The organism is Herbiconiux sp. VKM Ac-1786 (assembly GCF_015350805.1).
In the GTDB taxonomy this organism is placed as follows: Bacteria; Actinomycetota; Actinomycetes; order Actinomycetales; family Microbacteriaceae; genus Herbiconiux.
Genome location: NZ_JADKSG010000002.1, coordinates 1,034,527 through 1,054,924, shown reverse-complemented (window position 1 = coordinate 1,054,924; position 20,398 = coordinate 1,034,527). Strand labels below are relative to the sequence as shown.

General features: G+C 69.8%; 18 protein-coding genes. 13 read left to right on the top strand and 5 right to left on the bottom strand.

Going from position 1 to position 20,398, the window contains the following annotated elements; genetic code table 11:
- Window positions 1-6 precede the first annotated feature (6 nt).
- On the top strand, window positions 7-816 hold the full coding sequence (locus tag ITJ64_RS15935) for a pentapeptide repeat-containing protein (RefSeq protein WP_194681686.1): 810 nt from the start codon (window positions 7-9) through the stop codon (window positions 814-816).
- A gap of 7 nt (window positions 817-823) precedes the next feature.
- Here ITJ64_RS15935 and ITJ64_RS15930 read toward each other — a convergent pair whose 3' ends face one another.
- Window positions 824-1,603: a CPBP family intramembrane glutamic endopeptidase gene (locus ITJ64_RS15930; protein ID WP_194681685.1), complete on the bottom strand. Its 780-nt coding sequence runs from the start codon at window positions 1,601-1,603 to the stop codon at window positions 824-826.
- Between the two features lie 196 nt (window positions 1,604-1,799).
- Between ITJ64_RS15930 and ITJ64_RS15925 the strand changes: the two genes are divergently transcribed.
- From ITJ64_RS15925 to ITJ64_RS15900, 6 genes are all read left to right on the top strand, one after another.
- Window positions 1,800-3,416, top strand: a complete 1,617-nt coding sequence (locus tag ITJ64_RS15925) for an ABC transporter substrate-binding protein (protein WP_194681684.1) — start codon at window positions 1,800-1,802, stop codon at window positions 3,414-3,416.
- A gap of 109 nt (window positions 3,417-3,525) precedes the next feature.
- On the top strand, window positions 3,526-4,455 hold the full coding sequence (locus tag ITJ64_RS15920) for an ABC transporter permease (protein WP_194681683.1): 930 nt from the start codon (window positions 3,526-3,528) through the stop codon (window positions 4,453-4,455).
- Complete coding sequence (locus tag ITJ64_RS15915) at window positions 4,445-5,395, top strand: ABC transporter permease (RefSeq protein WP_194681682.1); 951 nt, start codon at window positions 4,445-4,447, stop codon at window positions 5,393-5,395. Before ITJ64_RS15920 ends, ITJ64_RS15915 begins: the two co-directional genes overlap by 11 nt.
- Entirely contained in the window at window positions 5,392-7,152 is a 1,761-nt protein-coding gene (locus ITJ64_RS15910; protein WP_194681681.1) for an ABC transporter ATP-binding protein, read from the top strand. Before ITJ64_RS15915 ends, ITJ64_RS15910 begins: the two co-directional genes overlap by 4 nt.
- Window positions 7,153-7,247: 95 nt before the next feature.
- Window positions 7,248-9,155, top strand: coding sequence for a translational GTPase TypA (gene typA / locus ITJ64_RS15905; protein ID WP_173181426.1), 1,908 nt, complete (start codon window positions 7,248-7,250; stop codon window positions 9,153-9,155).
- A gap of 92 nt (window positions 9,156-9,247) precedes the next feature.
- Window positions 9,248-9,715, top strand: a complete 468-nt coding sequence (locus tag ITJ64_RS15900) for a hypothetical protein (RefSeq protein ID WP_194681680.1) — start codon at window positions 9,248-9,250, stop codon at window positions 9,713-9,715.
- 23 nt (window positions 9,716-9,738) lie between these two features.
- Here the strand turns inward: ITJ64_RS15900 and ITJ64_RS15895 are convergent, their stop codons facing one another.
- Genes ITJ64_RS15895 through efeU form a run of 4 tightly spaced genes read right to left on the bottom strand, consistent with a single transcriptional unit; the run spans window position 9,739 to window position 14,502 of the window.
- Window positions 9,739-11,115 carry an MFS transporter gene (locus ITJ64_RS15895; RefSeq protein ID WP_370545221.1) on the bottom strand — a complete coding sequence of 459 codons (1,377 nt, stop codon included), beginning with the start codon at window positions 11,113-11,115 and terminating at the stop codon, window positions 9,739-9,741.
- Window positions 11,112-12,410, bottom strand: coding sequence for an iron uptake transporter deferrochelatase/peroxidase subunit (gene efeB / locus ITJ64_RS15890; RefSeq protein WP_194681679.1), 1,299 nt, complete (start codon window positions 12,408-12,410; stop codon window positions 11,112-11,114). The genes ITJ64_RS15895 and efeB overlap by 4 nt, the downstream gene beginning before the upstream one ends.
- 17 nt (window positions 12,411-12,427) lie before the next feature.
- The gene (gene efeO, locus ITJ64_RS15885) at window positions 12,428-13,615 is read right to left on the bottom strand and encodes an iron uptake system protein EfeO (protein ID WP_194681678.1); all 1,188 of its coding nucleotides are present in this window, start codon (window positions 13,613-13,615) and stop codon (window positions 12,428-12,430) included.
- Between the two features lie 26 nt (window positions 13,616-13,641).
- Window positions 13,642-14,502 (bottom strand): iron uptake transporter permease EfeU, encoded by an 861-nt coding sequence (gene efeU, locus ITJ64_RS15880; protein WP_194681677.1) that lies wholly within the window; start codon window positions 14,500-14,502, stop codon window positions 13,642-13,644.
- A gap of 193 nt (window positions 14,503-14,695) precedes the next feature.
- Between efeU and ITJ64_RS15875 the strand changes: the two genes are divergently transcribed.
- The 6 genes from ITJ64_RS15875 to ITJ64_RS15850 all read left to right on the top strand — a co-directional run bounded on the left by ITJ64_RS15875 (window position 14,696) and on the right by ITJ64_RS15850 (window position 20,369).
- Window positions 14,696-16,366 (top strand): helicase HerA-like domain-containing protein, encoded by a 1,671-nt coding sequence (locus ITJ64_RS15875; protein WP_194681676.1) that lies wholly within the window; start codon window positions 14,696-14,698, stop codon window positions 16,364-16,366.
- A 64-nt stretch (window positions 16,367-16,430) separates the two neighbouring features.
- Complete coding sequence (locus ITJ64_RS15870; protein WP_194681675.1) at window positions 16,431-16,958, top strand: DUF6113 family protein; 528 nt, start codon at window positions 16,431-16,433, stop codon at window positions 16,956-16,958.
- Between the two features lie 22 nt (window positions 16,959-16,980).
- Window positions 16,981-17,301 (top strand): ferredoxin, encoded by a 321-nt coding sequence (gene fdxA, locus ITJ64_RS15865; RefSeq protein ID WP_173181419.1) that lies wholly within the window; start codon window positions 16,981-16,983, stop codon window positions 17,299-17,301.
- Window positions 17,301-18,413 (top strand): succinyldiaminopimelate transaminase, encoded by a 1,113-nt coding sequence (gene dapC / locus ITJ64_RS15860; RefSeq protein WP_228508693.1) that lies wholly within the window; start codon window positions 17,301-17,303, stop codon window positions 18,411-18,413. Before fdxA ends, dapC begins: the two co-directional genes overlap by 1 nt.
- A 91-nt stretch (window positions 18,414-18,504) precedes the next feature.
- Entirely contained in the window at window positions 18,505-19,791 is a 1,287-nt protein-coding gene (locus tag ITJ64_RS15855; protein ID WP_370545220.1) for a citrate synthase, read from the top strand.
- 71 nt (window positions 19,792-19,862) lie between these two features.
- Window positions 19,863-20,369, top strand: a complete 507-nt coding sequence (locus ITJ64_RS15850; RefSeq protein ID WP_194681673.1) for a septum formation family protein — start codon at window positions 19,863-19,865, stop codon at window positions 20,367-20,369.
- The last annotated feature ends 29 nt before the right edge of the window (window positions 20,370-20,398 follow it).

Sequence of the window (20,398 nt, the reverse complement as noted above, 5' to 3'; positions counted from 1 at the left end):
CGGGTCATGCCCGCCCCGATCGACACCCGTCCTCGTCGAGCCCGGGGGAGCGCCGCCGCCGGTGTCGGCGTGCTCCTCGGCGCCGTGCTCGCTCTGGCCGCGGTCGCACCGGCCCACGCCGATCCACTGTTCGCCGAGGGCGACTGCGTGATCTCGCCGATCAGCGACGGCGGCCCCGGCGGCGCGCAGTGCCCGGGCGTCGACCTGAGCGGCACGCGCTTCGGCGAGGGCGACTTCCGCACCGCGAACCTCACGGGGGCGTCCTTCGCGGGCGGCGACGTGCAGGGCGCGGTGTTCGAGGGGGCGGTGCTCGAGGGCGCCGACTTCAGCGGCACCCGCATCGTGGGCGCCGACTTCACCGGGTCGAGCATCCTGCCCGGCCAGCTCGACCTCGAGGCCGACGCGAGCGGCGCCGCGCCGGTGCCCATCCAGGCGGCGCTGCCCGCCGGGCTGACGCTCGACGGGTGCGCCATCGCGGGCACGCCCGTGGAGTCGGGTCAGGCCTTCCCGATCGGCACCTCGACCATCCTCTGCACGATCTCGAGCTCGTTCCAGGGCACGGCCTCGGCGCGGCTGACGGTGAACGTCACCGCGTCCGCCACGGCCACGCCCACGACGGAGCCGTTGTTCACGCCCGAGCCCGCGGCCACCGGGGGCGGTGGTTCGGACGGGGGAGCGGACTGGATCGCGATCGGCGGCTGGGCATCCGTCGCCGTGCTCGTCGGGGGAGCGGCCCTCATGGTCGTCACCGCCGTTCGGGGCGGCGGTTCGCGCCGTCGGCCACGCCGTTCGGGACGGTCGGCCGGCACCGCCTAGCGGCGCTCTAGCCGAAGAGCGCGGGTGCGAGGCCGACCGCGAGCGGATAGCCGACGAACGAGACGATGTCGATGATCCAGTGCGCCACGACCAGCGGCATCACGCGCCCCCAGCGCCAGTAGCACCAGCCGAAGATCACACCCATCGCGACGTTGCCGACGAACGGCCCCGGCCCCTGGTAGAGGTGGTAGCTGCCGCGCAGCACGGCCGCGCCGAGGATGATCTGCCACTTCCGCCAGCCGAGCTGGCGGAGCCTCGTGAACAGGTACCCGACGACGATGACCTCCTCCTGGAGGGCGGCGCGGAGGGCCGCGAGCACCAGTACCGGCACCGTGTACCACTGGCCGTCCAGCGGGGCGGCGACGACCGCGGCGCTGAAGCCGAGCAGGCGCCAGACGACGTAGAGCACGATGCCGGGCACGCCGACGACGAGCACGAGCAGGGCGCCGCGGCCGAGGTCGCGGCCGGGCCGGGTGAGGTCGAAGCCGATGCGCCGGAACGGGTTGCCGCCCGAGATCGCGAGCAGGTAGAGCACGAGCGCCACCGGCACGAGGTCGAAGCCGATCGCGAGCAGCTGATAGGTCAGGTCCAGCCACGGCCGGTCGCTCAGGGAGCCGTTGATCGTGGCCGTCTGATCGGCCAGCGCGGTGCCCGAGGTGGCCTTCGCCAGGAGGCTCACGACGGAGTACACGGCGGATGCTCCGAGCGAGAGCCCGAGCACCAGGAGCACCTCGGTGCCGAGTCGGCGACGTCGGATCAGGAACCAGGAGTCGGCTCGCGCCATCATTTCGCTTTCTTGCGCCAGGCGCGGTTTTCGAGCGGGTACTGTCGAATGTGCACAAAGATCCTGCGGAGATAGTTTCGTGTATGTAACTTTTTCGGCCCGCATTTGATCTGGTGTTTACCCCCACTTAGGGTACTTCCTTAGGTCTCGGCCCTCACAAGGGAGTCGTCGCCTGCCCCTATTCTGCACAGGAGGAAAATTGAAGAAGAGACGGTATGGCATCGGCGCTATCGCGCTGATCGCCGCGAGCGCGCTCGCACTGTCCGGCTGCGCCGCCGGCGGTTCCGACGACAGCGCGTCGGGCGACACCTCGGCGGTCATCACGGCGAACGGCTCCGAGCCGCAGAACCCGTTGATCCCCACCAACACCAACGAGACCGGTGGTGGAAAGATCCTCGACTCGATCTTCGCCGGCCTGGAGTACTACGACGCCACCGGTGCGCCGCAGCTCGACATGGCCGAGTCGATCGACACCGACGACTCCAAGACCTTCACCATCAAGGTGAAGGCCGACCAGACCTTCAGCAACGGCGACCCCGTCGACGCCGACAGCTTCATCAACGCGTGGCAGTACGGCGCCCTCCTGTCGAACGAGCAGCTGAACAGCTACTTCTTCGAGGACATCGAAGGCTTCAGCTACGACGCGGACAGCCCCCTCACCGGTCTGAAGAAGGTCGACGACCTCACCTTCACCGTGACCCTGAACGAGGCTCGCTCCGACTTCCCGCTGCGCCTCGGCTACTCGGCGTTCTACCCGCTGCCCAAGTCGGCGTTCGACGACATCGAGGCCTACGGCCAGAACCCCATCGGCAACGGCCCGTACAAGCTGGCCAGCGACACCGCATGGGCTCACAACGAGAAGATCGACCTTGTTCCCAACGAGAGCTACCAGGGCGGCCGCCAGGCCAAGAACGGTGGCCTGACCATCGTCTTCTACGCCTCGGAGGACGCGGCCTACGCCGACCTGCTCGGTGGCAACCTCGACGTGCTCGACGCCGTTCCCTCGAGCGCCTTCGGCAACTACGAGTCCGACCTGGGCGACCGTGCGGTCAACCAGCCGGCCGCCATCTTCCAGTCGTTCACCATCCCGGAGCGCCTCGCGCACTTCGGCAACGACGAAGAGGGCAAGCTCCGCCGCCAGGCCATCTCGATGGCCATCAACCGCGACGAGATCACCGACGTGATCTTCTCGGGCACCCGCACCCCGGCCTCCGACTTCACCTCCCCGGTGATCGACGGCTGGAGCGACTCGCTCGAGGGCGCCGACGTGCTGGCGTACAACCCCGACGAGGCGAAGAAGCTGTGGGCCCAGGCCGACGCCATCTCGCCCTGGTCGGGCTCCTTCCAGATCGCCTACAACGCCGACGGCGGCCACGCCGACTGGGTCGACGCGGTCTCGAACAGCGTCAAGAACACGCTCGGCATCGACGCGTCGGGTGCTCCGTACCCGACCTTCGCCGAGGCGCGCACCGCGATCACCGACCGCAGCATCCAGACGGCGTTCCGTACCGGATGGCAGGCCGACTACCCCGGTCTGTTCAACTTCCTCGGCCCGCTATACGCGACCAACGCGTCCTCGAACGACGGCGACTACTCGAACCCCGAGTTCGACGCGCTGCTCCAGGAGGGCTCGTCGACCGCTGACGCGGACGAGGCGAACACCGACTTCCAGAAGGCTCAGGAGATCCTGCTGAAGGACCTCCCGGCCATCCCGCTGTGGTACTCGAACGTGGTCGGTGGCTACGGCGAGAACGTGCAGGACGTGGAGTTCGGCTGGAACTCGGTGCCGCTCTTCTACGAGATCACCAAGAGCTAGTTCCCGCATCTACGGGGGCGGCAGCCATGCGCTGCCGCCCCCGTATCATGTTGTCTGTGATTCGCGCGGCGGCTCTCGCCCCTTAGTTTCGATTGGTTCGGTCTGATTCGTGGCCGGTTACATCCTCAGGCGTCTTCTCCAGGCGATCCCCGTCCTGCTGGGTACGACGTTCCTCATCTACTTCATGGTCTTCGCGATGCCCGGAGACCCCCTTCTCGCCCTCTTCGGCGACAAGACGCCCAACCCGGCACTCCTCGAGCGGCTCCGTCAGGAGTACAACCTCGACCAGCCGTTCATCGTGCAGTACTTCCTGTACCTCGGCGGCATCTTCCGCGGCGACTTCGGTACCTCCTTCTCCGGTGAAGCAGTGTCCGACATCCTCGCCCGCACCTTCCCGGTGACCATCCGCCTCGCCATCCTCGCGCTCATCATCGAGTTCGTCGGCGGCGTGCTGATCGGTCTGTACTCCGGCCTCCGCAAGGGCAAGCTGTTCGACGGCACCGCCCTGATCGTGAGCCTCGTGTTCATCTCGCTGCCGATCTTCGTGATCGCCTTCGTCGGGCAGTACGTGTTCGGCATCCAACTCGGCTGGGCCAGGACGACGGTGTCCAGCGGTGCCCCGATCCAAGACCTGATCCTGCCGGCCTTCGTGCTGGCGAGCATCTCGCTGGCGCAGCTGATCCGCCTCACCCGGGCCTCGGTGATCGAGACGGCGGGCCTCGACTTCGTGCGCACCGCCTACGGCAAGGGCCTCAGCCGGCGGCGCATCATCCCGGTGCACATCCTCCGCAACTCGCTCATCCCGGTCGTCACCTACGCGGCGACCGACTTCGGCGTGCTGCTGGTCGGTGCGACCGTGACCGAGGGAATCTTCAACGTGCCCGGCGTCGGCCGCACGCTCTACCAGGCGATCATCCGAGGCGAGGGGCCCACCGTCGTCTCGTTCGTGACCGTCATGGTGCTCATCTACCTGGTGGTCAACCTCGTCGTCGACCTCCTGTACGGCCTTCTCGACCCGAGGATCCGCTATGTCAAATAAGCCACTCACCCCGACGCACTTCGTCGCACCGCTGGAGGAGACCCCTCTCGTCGCGATCGACGCCGTCAACGTCGGCGAACGCAAGAGCAACCTCTGGATCGACGCCTGGCGCGACATGCGCCGCCGGCCGATGTTCTGGGTCTCCGCCGTCATCATCCTGCTCGTGATCGTCGTCGCCCTGTTCCCCGGCCTGTTCACGCCGGTGGCGCCGAACTCCGACTGCCAGCTGTCCAACAGCAACGGCGGCCCGACCGGCGAGCACATCCTCGGCTTCACCAAGCAGGGCTGCGACGTGTTCTCGCGCATCGTGCACGGCACCTCGACGTCGCTGTCGGTCGGCATCATCGTGACGATCCTCACCACGGTGCTCGGCATCCTGTTCGGCGCCTTCGCCGGCTTCTACGGCGGCTGGCTCGACGCGGTGCTCTCCCGTGCGGGCGACATCTTCTTCTCGATCCCCTACATCCTGGCCGCCGTGGTCATCATGTCGGTGTTCTCGGCCTACCGGAACGTCTTCGTGATCTCGCTGGCGATCGGCATCTTCGCGTGGCCGTCCACGGCCCGCGTGCTGCGGGCCGAGATCCTGAGGGTCAAGCAGAGCGACTACGTGATGGCCGCGCAGGCCGTCGGCGTCTCGAACTTCAAGATCCTGATGCGCCACGTGCTGCCGAACTCGATCGCCCCGGTGATCGTCGTCACCACGATCTCGCTCGGTGCCGCCATCGTCGCGGAGGCGACCCTGTCGTTCCTCGGCGTCGGCCTGCCGAACTCCACCATGTCCTGGGGCAACGACATCAGCGCCGCGCAGGTCGACCTGCGCAACGCGCCGCAGACCCTGATCTACCCCTCACTCGCGCTCTCGATCACCGTGCTCGCCTTCATCATGATGGGCGAAGTGGTTCGCGACGCACTCGACCCGAAGGCGAGGGCCCAGCGATGAGCGACCCGACACCCCGTCCCGCCGGCACCACGCCGCTGCTGGAGATCAAGAACCTCGAGGTCGGCTTCCAGTCGACCAACGGCATCGTGCCGGCCGTGCGCGGCGTCGACCTGACGCTGATGCCCGGCCAGACCCTGGCGATCGTCGGCGAGTCCGGCTCGGGCAAGTCGACGACCGCCCACGCGATCATCAACCTGCTCCCGGGCGCCGGCCGCATCACCGGCGGCACCATCATGTTCGACGGCAAGGAGCTCAGCTCCTACTCCGAGAAGCAGATGGAGGACATCCGCGGCCGCGAGATCGGCTTCGTGCCGCAGGACCCGATGTCGAACCTCAACCCGGTGTGGAGCGTCGGCTTCCAGGTCGAGGAGACCATCCGGGCCAACGGCATCGCCTCGGGACGCAAGGAGGTGCGGGCCCACGCCATCCAGGTTCTGAAGGAGGCCGGGCTCTCCGACGCCGACAAGCGCCTGAAGCAGTTCCCGCACCAGTTCTCGGGCGGCATGCGCCAGCGCGTGCTGATCGGCATCGGCCTGTCGTCGCGCCCGAAGCTGCTGATCGCCGACGAGCCGACCTCGGCGCTGGACGTGACCGTGCAGCGGCGCATCCTGGACCACCTGGAGACGCTGACCCGCGACATCGGCACCGCCGTGCTGTTCATCACGCACGACCTCGGCCTCGCCGCCGAGCGCGCCGAGCAGCTCGTCGTGATGTACAAGGGCCGCATCGTCGAGGCCGGGCCCTCGAAGGAGATCCTGCAGAACCCGGTGCACCCGTACACGCAGCGCCTCGTCGCCGCGGCCCCGAGCCTCGCCTCGCGGCGCATCCAGTCGGCGACCGCCGAGTCGGCCACGCACGCGCTCGGCGACCTCGAGTACGCCCCCACCAAGGTGACCGAGGGTCTCGACCTGATCGCGGCCGCCGAGGAGCGCGTCGAGCACCGTCCCGCCGCCAAGCGCCCCGACGCCATCGTGGTGAAGGACCTGACCAAGGTCTACAAGATCCGCGGCCAGGGCAAGGGCTCCTCGGGCGAGCTGATCGCGGCCGACAAGGTCTCGTTCTCGGTCGAGAAGGGCACCACCACGGCGCTCGTCGGCGAGTCGGGCTCGGGCAAGTCGACCGTCGCGAAGATGATCCTGCGCCTGGAGAACCCGACGTCGGGCTCCATCCTGATCGACGGCACCGACGTGGCGCCGCTGAAGGGCAAGGAGCTGCTCGGCCTCCGCCGTCGCATGCAGCCGGTCTTCCAGGACCCGTACGGCTCGCTCGACCCGCTGCGCAACATCGGCAACACCATCGCCGAGCCGCTGCAGGTGCACAACGTGGGCGACCGCACCGCGCGCCGCGACCGCGTGCTCGAGCTGCTCGACCAGGTCTCGCTGCCGCAGTCGCTGATCACCCGCTACCCGAACGAGCTCTCGGGCGGTCAGCGCCAGCGCGTGGCCATCGCGCGGGCGCTCGCGCTGAAGCCCGACATCGTCGTGCTCGACGAGGCGGTCTCGGCGCTCGACGTGCTGGTGCAGGCCCAGATCCTGCAGCTCCTCGCCGAGTTGCAGAACGAGCTGGAGCTCACGTACCTGTTCATCACGCACGACCTGGCGGTGGTGCGGGTCATCGCCGACAACGTGTGTGTGATGCAGCAGGGACGCATCGTGGAGGCCGCTTCGACGGATGCCGTCTTCGACAACCCCAAGGAGCAGTACACTAGGGAGTTGCTGAACGCTATTCCGGGCGCTGGAATCACCCTGGGCGTTTAGCGGTCCGGGCCACGACGCCCACCCACACCCCGTTATTCGAGCCCGCGGGTGGCTTCTGCCATCAGTCCCGGGTTCAAGAGACCTGAGGACTCCCCATGGCACAAGCCACCCGCGACGACCTGCGCAATGTCGCGATCGTCGCCCACGTCGACCACGGCAAGACCACGCTGGTCGACGCCATGCTCACGCAGACCAACTCCTTCGACGCGCACTTCGACGCCGACGACCGGATGATGGACTCCAACGACCTGGAGCGTGAGAAGGGCATCACGATCCTCGCCAAGAACACGGCGATCTCCTACAACGGCAAGCACGCCGGCGACAAGCCGATCACCATCAACGTGATCGACACCCCCGGCCACGCCGACTTCGGCGGCGAGGTCGAGCGCGGCCTGTCCATGGTCGACGGCGTCGTGCTGCTCGTCGACGCGAGCGAGGGTCCGCTGCCGCAGACCCGGTTCGTGCTGCGCAAGGCGCTCGAGGCGAAGCTCCCCGTCATCCTGCTGGTCAACAAGACCGACCGCCCCGACGCGCGCATCGACGAGGTCGTGGGCGAGTCGCAGGACCTGCTGCTCGGCCTTGCCAGCGACATGTCCGACGACGTGCCCGACCTCGACCTCGACGCCATCCTCGACGTGCCCGTCGTCTACGCGTCCGGCCGCAACGGCGCCGCGAGCCTGAACAAGCCCGAGAACGGCACGCTGCCCGACAACGACGACCTCGAGCCCCTGTTCGGCGCGATCCTGGAGCACATCCCGGCGCCGACCTACGACGACGAGGCGCCCCTGCAGGCCCACGTCACGAACCTCGACTCCTCGCCGTTCCTCGGCCGCCTCGCCCTGCTCCGTGTCTTCAACGGCACGATCAAGAAGGGCCAGCAGGTCGCCTGGGTCAAGCACGACGGCACCGTCACCAACCAGCGCATCAGCGAGCTGCTGAAGACCGTGGCCCTCACCCGCTTCCCGACCGAGTCGGCCGGCCCCGGCGACATCGTCGCCATCGCGGGCATCGAGGACATCACGATCGGCGAGACCATCGCCGACCCCGACGACGTGCGCCCGCTGCCAGCCATCACGGTCGACGACCCGGCCATCTCGATGACCATCGGCACCAACACCTCGCCGCTCGTCGGCAAGGTCAAGGGCCACAAGCTCACCGCCCGCATGGTGAAGGACCGCCTCGACCGCGAGCTGATCGGCAACGTCTCGCTCCGCGTCGTCGACATCGGCAACCCCGCCGCCTGGGAGGTGCAGGGCCGTGGAGAGCTCGCGCTCGCCATCCTGGTCGAGAACATGCGCCGCGAGGGCTACGAGCTCACCGTCGGCAAGCCGCAGGTGGTCACCAAGCAGGTCGACGGCAAGACCCACGAGCCCTACGAGCACCTGACGATCGACGCCCCCGAGGAGTACCTCGGCGCGATCACGCAGCTGCTCGCCGCCCGCAAGGGCCGCATGGAGAACATGGCGAACCACGGCACCGGCTGGGTGCGCATGGAGTTCATCGTCCCCTCGCGCGGTCTGATCGGCTTCCGCACCGAGTTCCTCACCATCACCCGCGGCACCGGCATCGCCAACGCGATCTCGCACGGCTACGGCGAGTGGGCCGGCTCGATCGTCACCCGCAACAACGGCTCGATCGTGGCCGACCGCTCCGGCGTCGTCACCCCGTTCGCGATCATCGCCCTGCAGGAGCGCATGACGTTCTTCGTCAACCCGACCGAAGAGGTCTACGAGGGCATGGTCATCGGCGAGAACTCGCGCGCCGACGACATGGACGTGAACATCACCAAGGAGAAGAAGCTGACCAACATGCGTCAGTCGACCTCCGACACCTTCGAGTCGATGACGCCGTCGCGTCAGCTCTCGCTCGAGGAGTGCCTCGAGTTCGCCCGCGAGGACGAGTGCGTCGAGGTCACCCCCGAGATCGTGCGCATCCGCAAGGTCGAGCTCGACGCCAACGCGCGTGCCCGCCGCACCGCGAACCTCAAGCGCGCCAACCAGTAGTCGCCCCGCTCGGAACGGCCGGCATACCTCGCGGGGTGCCGGCCGTTTCTGCGTCTGGTGCCCGGCGCGCCCCGTCTGGGATGATCGGGGGCATGACGAAGAAGCCGGCCCTCATCCTCGCGCTCGCCCTGGCGGCCGTGCTCACGCCCTCGCTCACGTCCTGCGCCAACCCGGTCGAGCAGCTCGTGGAGGGCGCGGTCGAGCAGGCGGGCGGCGGCGACGTCGACCTCAACTCCGACGGCGGGCTGCCCGACGGCTTCCCCGCGAACGAGGTGCCGCTCTACGACGGCGAGGTGATCGGCGGCATGGGCGCCGGCACCGTCGACTCGGGCGGCGGCTGGACCGTGATCGTGAAGGTCGACGAGGAACGGGAGCCCGCCTTCCAGTCGATCGACGCCCAGCTGAAGGAGGCCGGCTTCGAGGCCAGCTACTCCGGCTTCGTCGAGGGTGTCGGCAGCGGGGCCTACAGCAACGCCGAGTACTCGGTGATCGTCAGCGTCGCCGACGACGGCTCGGGCCAGAGCACCGCGACCTACATCGTGGGCGGCACCACGTCGTAGCGGGTGGGGTTCCGGATGCGCGGCTAGCCCCGCGCGTCGGCGGCTGCCGACGGGGCAGCCGTCCGCGGCGCCGCACCCCGCACCAGCGCCACCGCCGCGACGGCCAGCAGCAGCCCCAGCGCGAACACCCCGGTGAAGCCGTCGATGCCCGCGCCCGGCAGGGCCTGGAAGGCGAGCCCGGCGACGGACAGGGCGACTGCGGGGCCGGCGGCATCCGCGATGTTGAGGGCGCTGCTGTTGAAGCCCTGGTCGTCGTGCGACGAGCCCGAGAGCAGCAGCACCGAGAGCCTCGGGTACGCCAGGCCCATGCCGGTGCCCGAGAGCGCCCAGCCCGCGATGGCGACCCAGCCGGGCAGCCCGAGCGCGGCGGTGGCGAGCGTGACGGCCACGGCGGCGGCGACGAGCGCCGAGCCCGCGGTGAGCACGGCCCGGTCGCGCAGGCGGGCGGCGTAGCGGCCCTGGAGGAGCGACGCAGCACCCCAGGCGACGCCGCTCACCGACAGCGCGAGGCCGGCCTGGCCGGGGGAGAAGCCGTAGTCGCGGGTGAGCAGGTAGGGCAGGTAGGTCTCGGTGGCGAAGAAGCCGCCGGCGAGCACGAGCCGGGTGAGCACGATGCGGGGCAGTCCGGTGCGGCCGGTGAGCGTGCCGCGGGGCACGAGCGGCCGGATCGCGACGACCGCCACCACGACCGCGGCGACCGCGACGACGAGCGCCGTCACGCCGCCGAACTCGGCCGAGACGCTGAGCGCCAGGATGCCCGCCGCGAGCAGCCCCGCCCAGAGCAGCCGGGGGATGCGGAAGCCCGACGCCGTGCCGGTCTGCGCCTGCCGGAGCGTGCGCATCACGGGCAGCAGCAGCCCCAGCGCGGGCACGCAGATCAGCGCGACCCCGAGGAACACCCACCGCCACCCCACGGTCTCGCCGAGCACTCCCGCGATGAACGGCCCGACCAGCGCCGGCACGACCCATGCCGCCGACATCAGCCCGAACACCCGCGGCTGCAGCGCCCCGGGGAACACCCGCGCCACGATCACGTAGAGCGTCACGGTCACCCCGCCCGAGCCGAGCCCCTGCACGAGCCGACCGACGACGACCTGCTCCATGCTGCCGGCGAGGCCCGCGACGACGAGCCCCGCGATGAACAGGGCGACGGATGCGCAGAGCGGCACCCGAGGGCCGCTGGTGTCGCACCACTGACCGGCCGCGACCATCCCGACCACCGACACGGCGAGCGGAGCCGCGAAGGCGACGGCGTACAGGGCGGAGCCGTCGAGCTCGGCGCTGATCACGGGCATCACCGTGGTGACCGCGAGGTTCTCGAAGGCGGCGACGAACACGAGCACGACCGTGCCGAGGGTGATCAGCCGGAAGCGTGCCGAGAACGGCCCCTCGGGGCTCACCCGAGCAGCGTCTCGCCGACCCAGCCGCCGGTCGAGGCGCCGGGTGGCACGGCCCAGAGCCCCGAGCCGACGTGGCGGAGGTACTCGTTCATCGCGTCGTTCTTGGCGAGGTTCATCTGGATCGGCACGAACTGCTTCGCGGCGTCGCGCTGGTAGGAGATGAAGAACAGCCCGGCGTTCAGCCGCCCGAGCTCGTCGTTGCCGTCGACGAAGTTGTAGCCGCGGCGCAGCAGCTGCGCGCCCGCGTTCTGGGTCGGATGCGCGAGGCGCACGTGCGAGTCGGCCGCGATCAGCGGCGCGCCCCCCTGCCCCGTCGCGTCGAAGTCGGGCTCGCTGAACTCGGTGCCGCCGGAGTACGGGGCTCCCTCGCCCTTGGTGCGGCCGACGATCGCCTCCTGATCCTTCAGGGAGGTGCGGTCCCAGGTCTCGATGGTCATGCGGATCTTGCGGGCGACGAGGTACGAGCCCCCGTGCATCCACGCGGCGCCGTCGTCGCGGGAGGCCCAGACCTGGTCGGCCACCACGTCGGACTGCTCGGCCTTGATGTTCGCCGTGCCGTCCTTGAAGCCGAACAGGTTGCGCGGGGTGACCTGCGACGTCGTGGTCGAGCTGGTGCGGCCGAAGCCGAGCTGCGACCAGCGCAGCGACGCCCGGCCGAACGCGATGCGGGAGAGGTTGCGGATGGCGTGCACCGCCACCTGCGGATCGTCGCTGCAGGCCTGGATGCAGAGGTCGCCGCCCGTGAGCGCCTCGGTGAGCATGTCGCCCGGGAAGTGCGGCAGCTCGACGAGCGCGGAGGGGCGCTGGGCGGCGAGGCCGAAGCGGTCGGTGCCGTCGGCGGCGGTGAAGAGGGTGGAGCCGAACCCGAAGGTGATCGTGAGACCCGCGGCCGGCAGGTCGAGCGCCTCGCCCGTGTCGTCGGGCGGGGCGGTGTACGGGCCGTTGACGGCGCCGTAGGCGCCGACCGGGGTGCCGGCGGTCATCAGCGCGGCGGCGGCGCTCCAGTCCTGCAGCAGGCCGACCAGCTCGGCGCGGGTGATGTCGGCGACGTCGAAGCTCGCGAAGTGCAGCCGGTCTTGCGCGGGCGTGACGATGCCGGCCTGGTGCTCGCCGAAGAACGGGTAGACCGTACCCGCGCCCGGCGCGGCGGAGGCCGACTGGGGGAGCGCGAAGCGGTCGACCGCGATGCCCCCCGCGAGACCGGCACCGGCGCCGAGCACGCCCGCGCCGGCGAGGCCGAGCAGCCCCCGTCGGGAGATGCCCGGCTTCGCCGGCGTCGGATCGTGATCGGTCATGGTCGAAAGCCTACGGCTCAGCCCACCAGCGTCGCCGTGAGGCGGCTGAGCGGCTCGCTGAGCGCGCTCACGCCGTCGGCGAGCTGCTTGACCTGGTCGGTGGTCAGCTCGTCGTAGTAGACGAAGCCGGTGTCGAGGCTGCCGTACTCGGCGAGGGTCTTCTCGAGCGAGTCGAAGCGCTCGTCGATCGTGGTGACGAGCTCGGGGTCCTTCGCCTCGACGATGTCGCGCACGCCCTCGTAGGCGACGCGGGCGCCCTCGAGGTTGGCCTGGAAGTCCCACAGGTCGGTGTGCGACCAGATCTCCTCCTCGCCGGTGATCTTGCCGCTCGCGACCTCCTCGAGCAGGCCGATGGCCCCGTTCGAGATGGCGTCGATCGAGACGGTGTAGTCGTCGGCGTTCACGGCCTCGTAGAGCGACTGCGTGTCGGCCTTCAGCTTGTCGGCGTAGTACGTGCGCTCGTCGGAGGTGAGGGGCGTGTAGGCGGTGCCGCCGTTCTCCTCGGCGGTCGGCGGGAAGAGGTCCTTCTCGATCCGGTGCCAGCCGGTCCACTCGTCGCCCTCGGCCACGTCGGCCTCGCGGAAGTCGATCATCGGGTCGAGGTCGCCGAACGACTCGGCGACGGGCTCGATGCGCTCGTAGTTCGCGCGGGTCGTCGCATAGAGGCCGCGCGCGGTCTCGTCGTCGCCGGCGAGGTAGGCCTCGAGGAAGGTGTCGGTGCCGGTGACGAGCTGGCCGACCTGGTCCTTGATGTACGCCACGTAGTTGGTGGCGGCCTGGTCGACCTGCTCCTGCTGGTCGCCCGCGAGCTGCACCTTGTCACCGGAGACGGTGAAGGCGGCGCGGCCGATGCCCTCGCCGACCATGCCCGGCTTGCAGACGGTGAAGTAGTCGCCGGGCTGGGCCTGAACCACGAGGTCGCGGGAGATGCCGGGGCCGACGTTCTCGACCTCGCCGACGATGCGCAGGCCGTCGTCGGCGAGCAGGTAGAACTCGGTCACCTGGTCGCCGGAGTTCGTGACCGAGAAGGTCAGCGTGCCGCTGGAGGCGGACGAGGCGCTCACCGAGCAGTCGTCGGAGCTGGAGTCGACGGTGATCGCGCCGGCCGCATCCGACGAGGACGCGGAGCTGTTCGGGACGCAGCCCGCGAGCGCGAGCAGGGTGACGGCGGCGCCGGCGGCGGCGTAGAGGGGCTTGGTCTTCACAGGGGCTCCTTGGAGGATGGCAGGGATCAGGCGACGGGCGCGACGGCCGGCGCGGCGGGGACGGCCGGAGCCGCCTTCTGCAGCCGGCCCCGGCGCACCGCGCGGAGGAAGAGGAACATCGTCGGCACGAAGTAGGCGAGCCAGGCGCCGAGCTCGAGCCAGGTGGTGGCGGGGGAGAAGTTCACGGTGCCCTTGAGGAAGGTGCCGACCCAGCTGTCGGGCGGGATGATGCCGCTCACGTCGAAGGCGAGGCTGTTCAGCCCGGGCAGGATGCCCGCCTCCTGCAGGTCGTGCACGCCGTAGCTCAGCACACCGGCCGCGACCACGATCAGCGCGGCGCCCGACCAGGCGAAGAACGCCGACAGGTTGATGCGCACGAGGCCCTTCGAGATGAGGTAGCCGAGCACGACGGCCGTCAGGATGCCCAGCAGCGCTCCGACCAGCGGCAGCGTCGTCTCCCCAGTGGCCTGCGCGGCGGCCCAGATGAACAGCGCCGTCTCGATGCCCTCGCGCCCGACGGCGAGGAACGCCACCAGCACGAGGCCCCAGCCGGCGCCGATCAGCGCCTTGTCGACGTCGGACTGCAGAGCTCCCTTGAGGTTCTGGGAGGTGCGGAGCATCCAGAACACCATCCAGGTGACGAAGCCGGTCGCGATGATCGAGAGCGAGCCGCCGATGGCCTCCTGGGCCTCGAAGCTCAGGCCGTAGGCGCCGAAGGTCAGCACCGCGCCGAGCGTGAGCGCGACGAGCACGGCGAGGCCGACGCCGATCCAGAGCCGGGCGAGCACGTCGCGGCGGCCGATCTTCGACACGTAGGCGATGAGGATGCTGACGACGAGCGCGGCCTCGAGGCCCTCGCGCAGGCCGATCAGATAGTTCGCGAGCACGGGCACCTGACTTCGGGGGAACGGGTGTGGGGACGCAGTGCGCCGGGAGGCGTCGACTGCAGTGGTTGGGGTGGCCTTAGTTGGGTAAGCCTTGCCTTACCGAGTGCGAGCTTAGCCCCGCGGGTGGCGCTTTGTCCACTCGTCCGGGCCGGTCGTCAGGTGCCGGTCGCCCAGGGGTGCCTATGCTGACGCCATGACGGATGACGAGGTTCGCACGGTGGCCGGCCCGCTCGACGAGGCCGCGGTGGAGGCGGTGCGGGCGGGGTACGACTTCGACGGGCCGGCGCTCGAGATCGGGGCGCTCGTCAACGGGGAGGCGGTGCCCGGGGTGCCGGTGCGCATCCCGCTCGCCATGACCAACCGGCACGGCCTCGTCGCGGGAGCGACCGGAACGGGAAAGACCCGCACCCTGCAGGTGCTCGCCGAGCAGCTCGCCGCCGCGGGGGTGCCCGTGTTCGCCGCCGACATGAAGGGCGACCTGACCGGGGTCGCCACCCCGGGTTCGAGCAGCGAGAAGCTGCTCGCCCGCACGCGCGGCATCGGGCAGGACTGGACACCGCGCGCCGCCACCGTCGAGTACTTCAGTCTCGGCGGCCTCGGATCGGGCGTGCCGGTGCGGGCCACGCTCACCGCCTTCGGGCCGTTGCTGCTGAGCAAGGTGCTGGGCCTGAACGACACCCAGGAATCCAGCCTCGGCCTCGTCTTCCACTACGCCGAGCAGGCCGGGCTGCCGCTCGTCGACCTGAGCGATCTGCGGGCGGTGCTGACCCACCTCACGAGCGACGAGGGGCGTCGGGAGTTGAAGGCGATGGGTGGGCTGTCGACGCAGACGGTGGGCGTCATCCTGCGGGAGCTGATCGCGTTCTCGGCGCAGGGGGCCGACGCGTTCTTCGGCGAGCCCGAGATCGACACCTCGCTGTTCCTCCGCACCGCCGCCGACGGCACCGGCGTGATCAGCCTGCTCGAGCTGCCGCGGGTGGCCGACAAGCCGGCGCTGTTCTCGACCTTCCTGATGTGGCTGCTCGCCGACCTCTACAACGACCTGCCCGAGGTGGGCGACCTCGACAAGCCCAAGCTCGTGTTCTTCTTCGACGAGGCCCACCTGCTGTTCGCCGACGCGTCGAAGGACTTCACCGCGGCGATCGTGCAGACGGTGCGGCTGATCCGCTCGAAGGGGGTCGGCATCTTCTTCGTCACCCAGACGCCGAAGGACGTGCCGGGCGACGTGCTCGCCCAGCTCGGCTCCCGGGTGCAGCACGCCCTGCGCGCCTACACGCCGAACGACGCCAAGGCGCTGCGGGCGACCGTGTCGACCTACCCGAAGTCGGGCTACGACCTCGAGGAGGTGCTGCCCGGGCTCGGCATCGGCGAGGCCGTCGTGACGGTGATGAACGAGAACGGCGCGCCGACGCCGGTCGCCTGGACGCGGGTGCGGGCACCGCAGGGGTCGATGGCGCCGACGCCGGCGGCCGAGGTCGAGGCGGCGGTCGCCGCGTCGCCGCTGCTGGCGCAGTACGGCACGCCGATCGACCGGGAGTCGGCGCGGGAGATCCTCACCGTTCGGCTGAACGCGGCGCTCGCCGCCGAGGAGGCGGCCGCGGCGGAGGCCGCCCGTGCGGCGTCGGAGCGGGAGGCCGCCGCGGAGTACGCCCGCCAGCAGAAGGAGATGGACGCGCAGCTGGAGCGCGACCGTCGCGCCGACGAGCGTTCGCGCACACGGCGGGAGCCGTCGCCGCGCCCGCGCACGCGCAGCACGCCCTCCGACACCGACATCCTCACCGACGTGCTCAGCTCGCGCACGACGCAGACCATCCTGCGGGGCGTTCTGGAGGGCGTCTTCGGAACCAGGCGCCGGCGCCGCTGAGAGATCTCCCGGCAGGCCCGGCGCGCACCCGTGGCGTTCAGGATCGCGCGCCTAGACTGATCCGGTGCTCCCCGACCAGCCCGCCTACGGCGCCACCGCCCCCGGTGGCCCCGCGTACGGCGCACCCGCCCCGGCACTGGGCGACGTCGTCGGCACGTCCCGCGGGGCGCGCGTCCTGGGCTACGTCGCCGCCCTGCTGCTCGGCGCCCTGTTCGGCGCCATCGGCACGGTCGTGCACCAGATCGACATCAGCGTGTTCGGCCTCTTCGACCTGCCGATCGGTCTCGTCATCGCGCTGGTCGCGATCGCCCTGCTGCTCACCGGCCTCCGCCTGATCGCGCCCAGCCGTCTCGCGTCGGCGCTCGCCGCGGCCGCCCTGATCGGCATGGTCGCGCTGCTCACGCTGGAGAGCCCCGGTGGCTCGATCCTCGTGCCGGCCGGGCCGACCGGGCTCGTCTGGCTGTTCGGCTCCACCCTGATCGCGGTGGTCGTGATCGCCTGGCCGACGCTCGGTGCGCGACACCGGCCCGCCGGAACCGGTGGCCCCGCGCATCCGGGAGCCCGCCCCGACGCCGTAGACTTGAGCCGGTAATCCCGAAGGAGCCTGAACGCCTGTGACCTATGTCATCGCCCTGCCGTGCGTCGATGTGAAAGACCGCGCGTGTATCGACGAATGCCCCGTCGACTGCATCTACGAGGGTGAACGCTCCCTCTACATCCACCCCGACGAGTGCGTCGACTGCGGCGCCTGCGAGCCCGTCTGCCCCGTCGAGGCCATCTACTACGAAGACGACCTGCCCGAAGAGTGGGCCGACTACTACAAGGCCAACGTCGAGTTCTTCGACGAGATCGGCTCGCCCGGCGGTGCCGCCAAGGTCGGCGTGATCAAGAAGGACCACCCCGTCATCGCGGTCCTTCCCCCGCAAGCACACTGATGGCGCTGGGCGCGCTGCCCGACTACCCGTGGGACGAGCTGGCTCCCTTTGCCGCTCGTGCACGGGCCCATCCCGACGGCATCGTCGACCTCTCGATCGGCTCGCCGGTCGACCCGACCCCCGCTCTGGTGGCCGACGCCCTGAAAGCGGCGACGGATGCGCATTCCTACCCGCAGACGGCCGGAACCCCTGCCCTGCGGAGCGCCATCGCGTCCTGGTTCGAACGGCGTCGTGGGGTGCCGGGCCTCGGCGACGACAGCGTGCTGCCCACGATCGGCTCGAAGGAGTTCGTGGCGTGGCTGCCGTTCATGCTGGGGCTCGGCGAGGGGGATGTGGTCGCGCATCCGCTCGCTGCGTACCCCACTTACGAGATGGGGGCCCGGCTCGCCGGCGCAACCCCGCTCGCGGCCGATGACCCTGCGCTCTGGCCCGCCTCGACGAAGCTCGTCTGGCTGAACAGCCCCGGCAACCCGGATGGCCGGGTGCTCGACGTGCCGGCCCTGCAGGCGGCCGTCGCGCGCGCCCGTGCCCTCGGCGCGGTCATCGTGGGCGACGAGTGCTACGCCGAGCTCGGCTGGGACGGGCGCTGGGCGAGCGAGCCGGTGCCGTCGATCCTCGACCCGCGGGTCACCGGGGGAGACCTCACGGGGGTGCTCGGGGCGTACTCGCTGAGCAAGCAGTCGAACCTCGCGGGCTACCGCGCCGCGTTCGTGGCGGGCGACCCGGCGCTGATCGCGCGGCTCGTCACGGTGCGGAAGCATGCCGGCATGATCCCGCCGGCGCCCGTGCAGGCCGCGATGGAGGTCGCCCTCGACGACGACGCGCACGTCGCCGCGCAGAAGGCGCTGTACGCCGCGCGCCGGGCCGTGCTGCGGCCGGCGATCGAGGCCGCGGGGCTGCGGATCGACGAGAGCGTGGCCGGGCTGTACCTCTGGGCGACCGAGGGGCGGGACGCGTGGGACACCATCTCCGACCTCGCGTCGCTCGGCATCCTCGCGGGGCCGGGGCACTTCTACGGGGCGCATTACCCCGAGCACGTGCGCTTCTCGCTGACGGCCACCGACGAGCGCATCGACGCCGCCGCGTCGCGTTTGCGTTCGCGCGGACATTAGGCTGTATACGGGTCAACGCGGTCACGGTCTACAGATGCAGCCTGCGTCCCGCCACAGAAACCACTCAGGCAGGATCACTCAAGGAGGCTCCGTGACGGACGTCGAACAGAAGGCCACTCTGACCTATCCCGGTGGAACGGCCGAGTTCCCGATCCTGAAGAGCGTCGACGGGGCATCCTCGCTCGACATCTCGACCTTCACGAAGCAGACCGGTCTGACAACCGTCGACTACGGCTTCGTGAACACCGCCGCCACCAAGTCGGCGATCACCTACATCGACGGCGACCAGGGCATCCTGCGCTACCGCGGCTACCCCATCGAGCAGGTCGCGACGTCGCTGACCTACCTCGAGACCGCCTGGCTGCTGATCTACGGCGAGCTGCCCACGGCGTCGGAGCTGTCGGAGTTCGACGAGCGCATCCGTCGTCACACCCTGCTGCACGAAGACCTCAAGCGCTTCTTCGACGCGCTGCCGCACAACGCGCACCCGATGTCGGTGCTGTCGTCGGGCGTCTCGGCGCTGTCGACGTATTACCAGGACTCGCTGAACCCCCACAAGCCGGAGGACGTCGAGATCTCGACCATCCGCCTGCTCGCGAAGCTGCCCGTGATGGCGGCGTACGCGCACAAGAAGAGCCTCGGGCAGGCGTTCCTCTACCCCGACAACTCGCTGTCGTTCGTCGACAACTTCCTGCGCCTGAACTTCGGCACCATGGCGGAGCCCTACGAGGTGAACCCGGTGCTGTCGAAGGCGCTGGAGCGGCTGCTCATCCTCCATGAAGACCACGAGCAGAACGCCTCGACCTCGACCGTGCGGCTCGTCGGCTCGACCGAGGCGAACATGTTCGCGTCGATCTCGGCCGGCATCAACGCGCTCTTCGGCCCGCTGCACGGCGGGGCGAACGAGGCCGTGCTCACGATGCTCGCGCAGATCCGCGACTCGGGCGAGGGCGTGGCGAAGTTCGTGGAGCGCGTGAAGAACAAGGAGTCGGGCGTGCGCCTGATGGGCTTCGGCCACCGCGTCTACAAGAACTACGACCCGCGCGCGAAGCTCGTCAAGGAGTCGGCCGACGAGGTGCTGCTCGCGCTCGGCGTGCAGGACCCGCTGCTCGACATCGCGAAGGAGCTCGAGCAGGTCGCCCTGTCCGACGAGTACTTCATCTCGCGGCGGCTGTACCCCAACGTCGACTTCTACACCGGGGTCATCTACAAGGCGATGGGCTTCCCGACGCGCATGTTCACGGTGCTCTTCGCGATCGGCCGGCTGCCGGGCTGGATCGCGCACTGGCGCGAGATGGCCACCGACCCGCAGACCAAGATCGGCCGCCCCCAGCAGCTCTACTTGGGCGCCCCGGCCCGCGACCTCCCCTCCCGCTGAAGTTGATCGGGTGAGGAATGCTCGCATAGTATCTCGCTATGCGAAAATTCCTCTCTTCTGGTCTGATGGCGATGTCGATCGCCGTTCTCGTGTCGGGCTGCGCGGTCGGCGCGCCTCAGCGCGAGCCTGATCCTCTGCCCACTATCGAGATCCCGGAGTTCGACGGCACCCAGCTGCCGTCGGGCGCGGCGATGAACACCGAGGCGCCGGATGCCGATCCGCAGCAGGCTGACGTGTTCTCGCTGAAGGTCGGTGACTGCCTCAATGACACGGCGGGCATCTTCATCGAGGACGTGCCGTTGGTCGACTGCGCCGCAGAACACGATCTCGAGGTCTTCGACGAGTTCTCCACCTCGACCGGTGCCTTCGATCCGATCGCCCTGGGTGACGAGGCCGACGCCGGGTGCACGGCACGGTTCGAATCCTTCATCGGCATCTCCTACGACGCGTCGACGCTCGACGTCGTGAGCTACAAGCCGACCGCCGAGTCGTGGATGACCGGTGACCGGCTCATCTCATGCATGGTCGAAGACCCGTCGGTCAAGACGGTCGGGAGCCTGCGGGGGGCTGCTCGCTAGTCCTCCCGGCGCCCGCGCGGCGGCGTCCT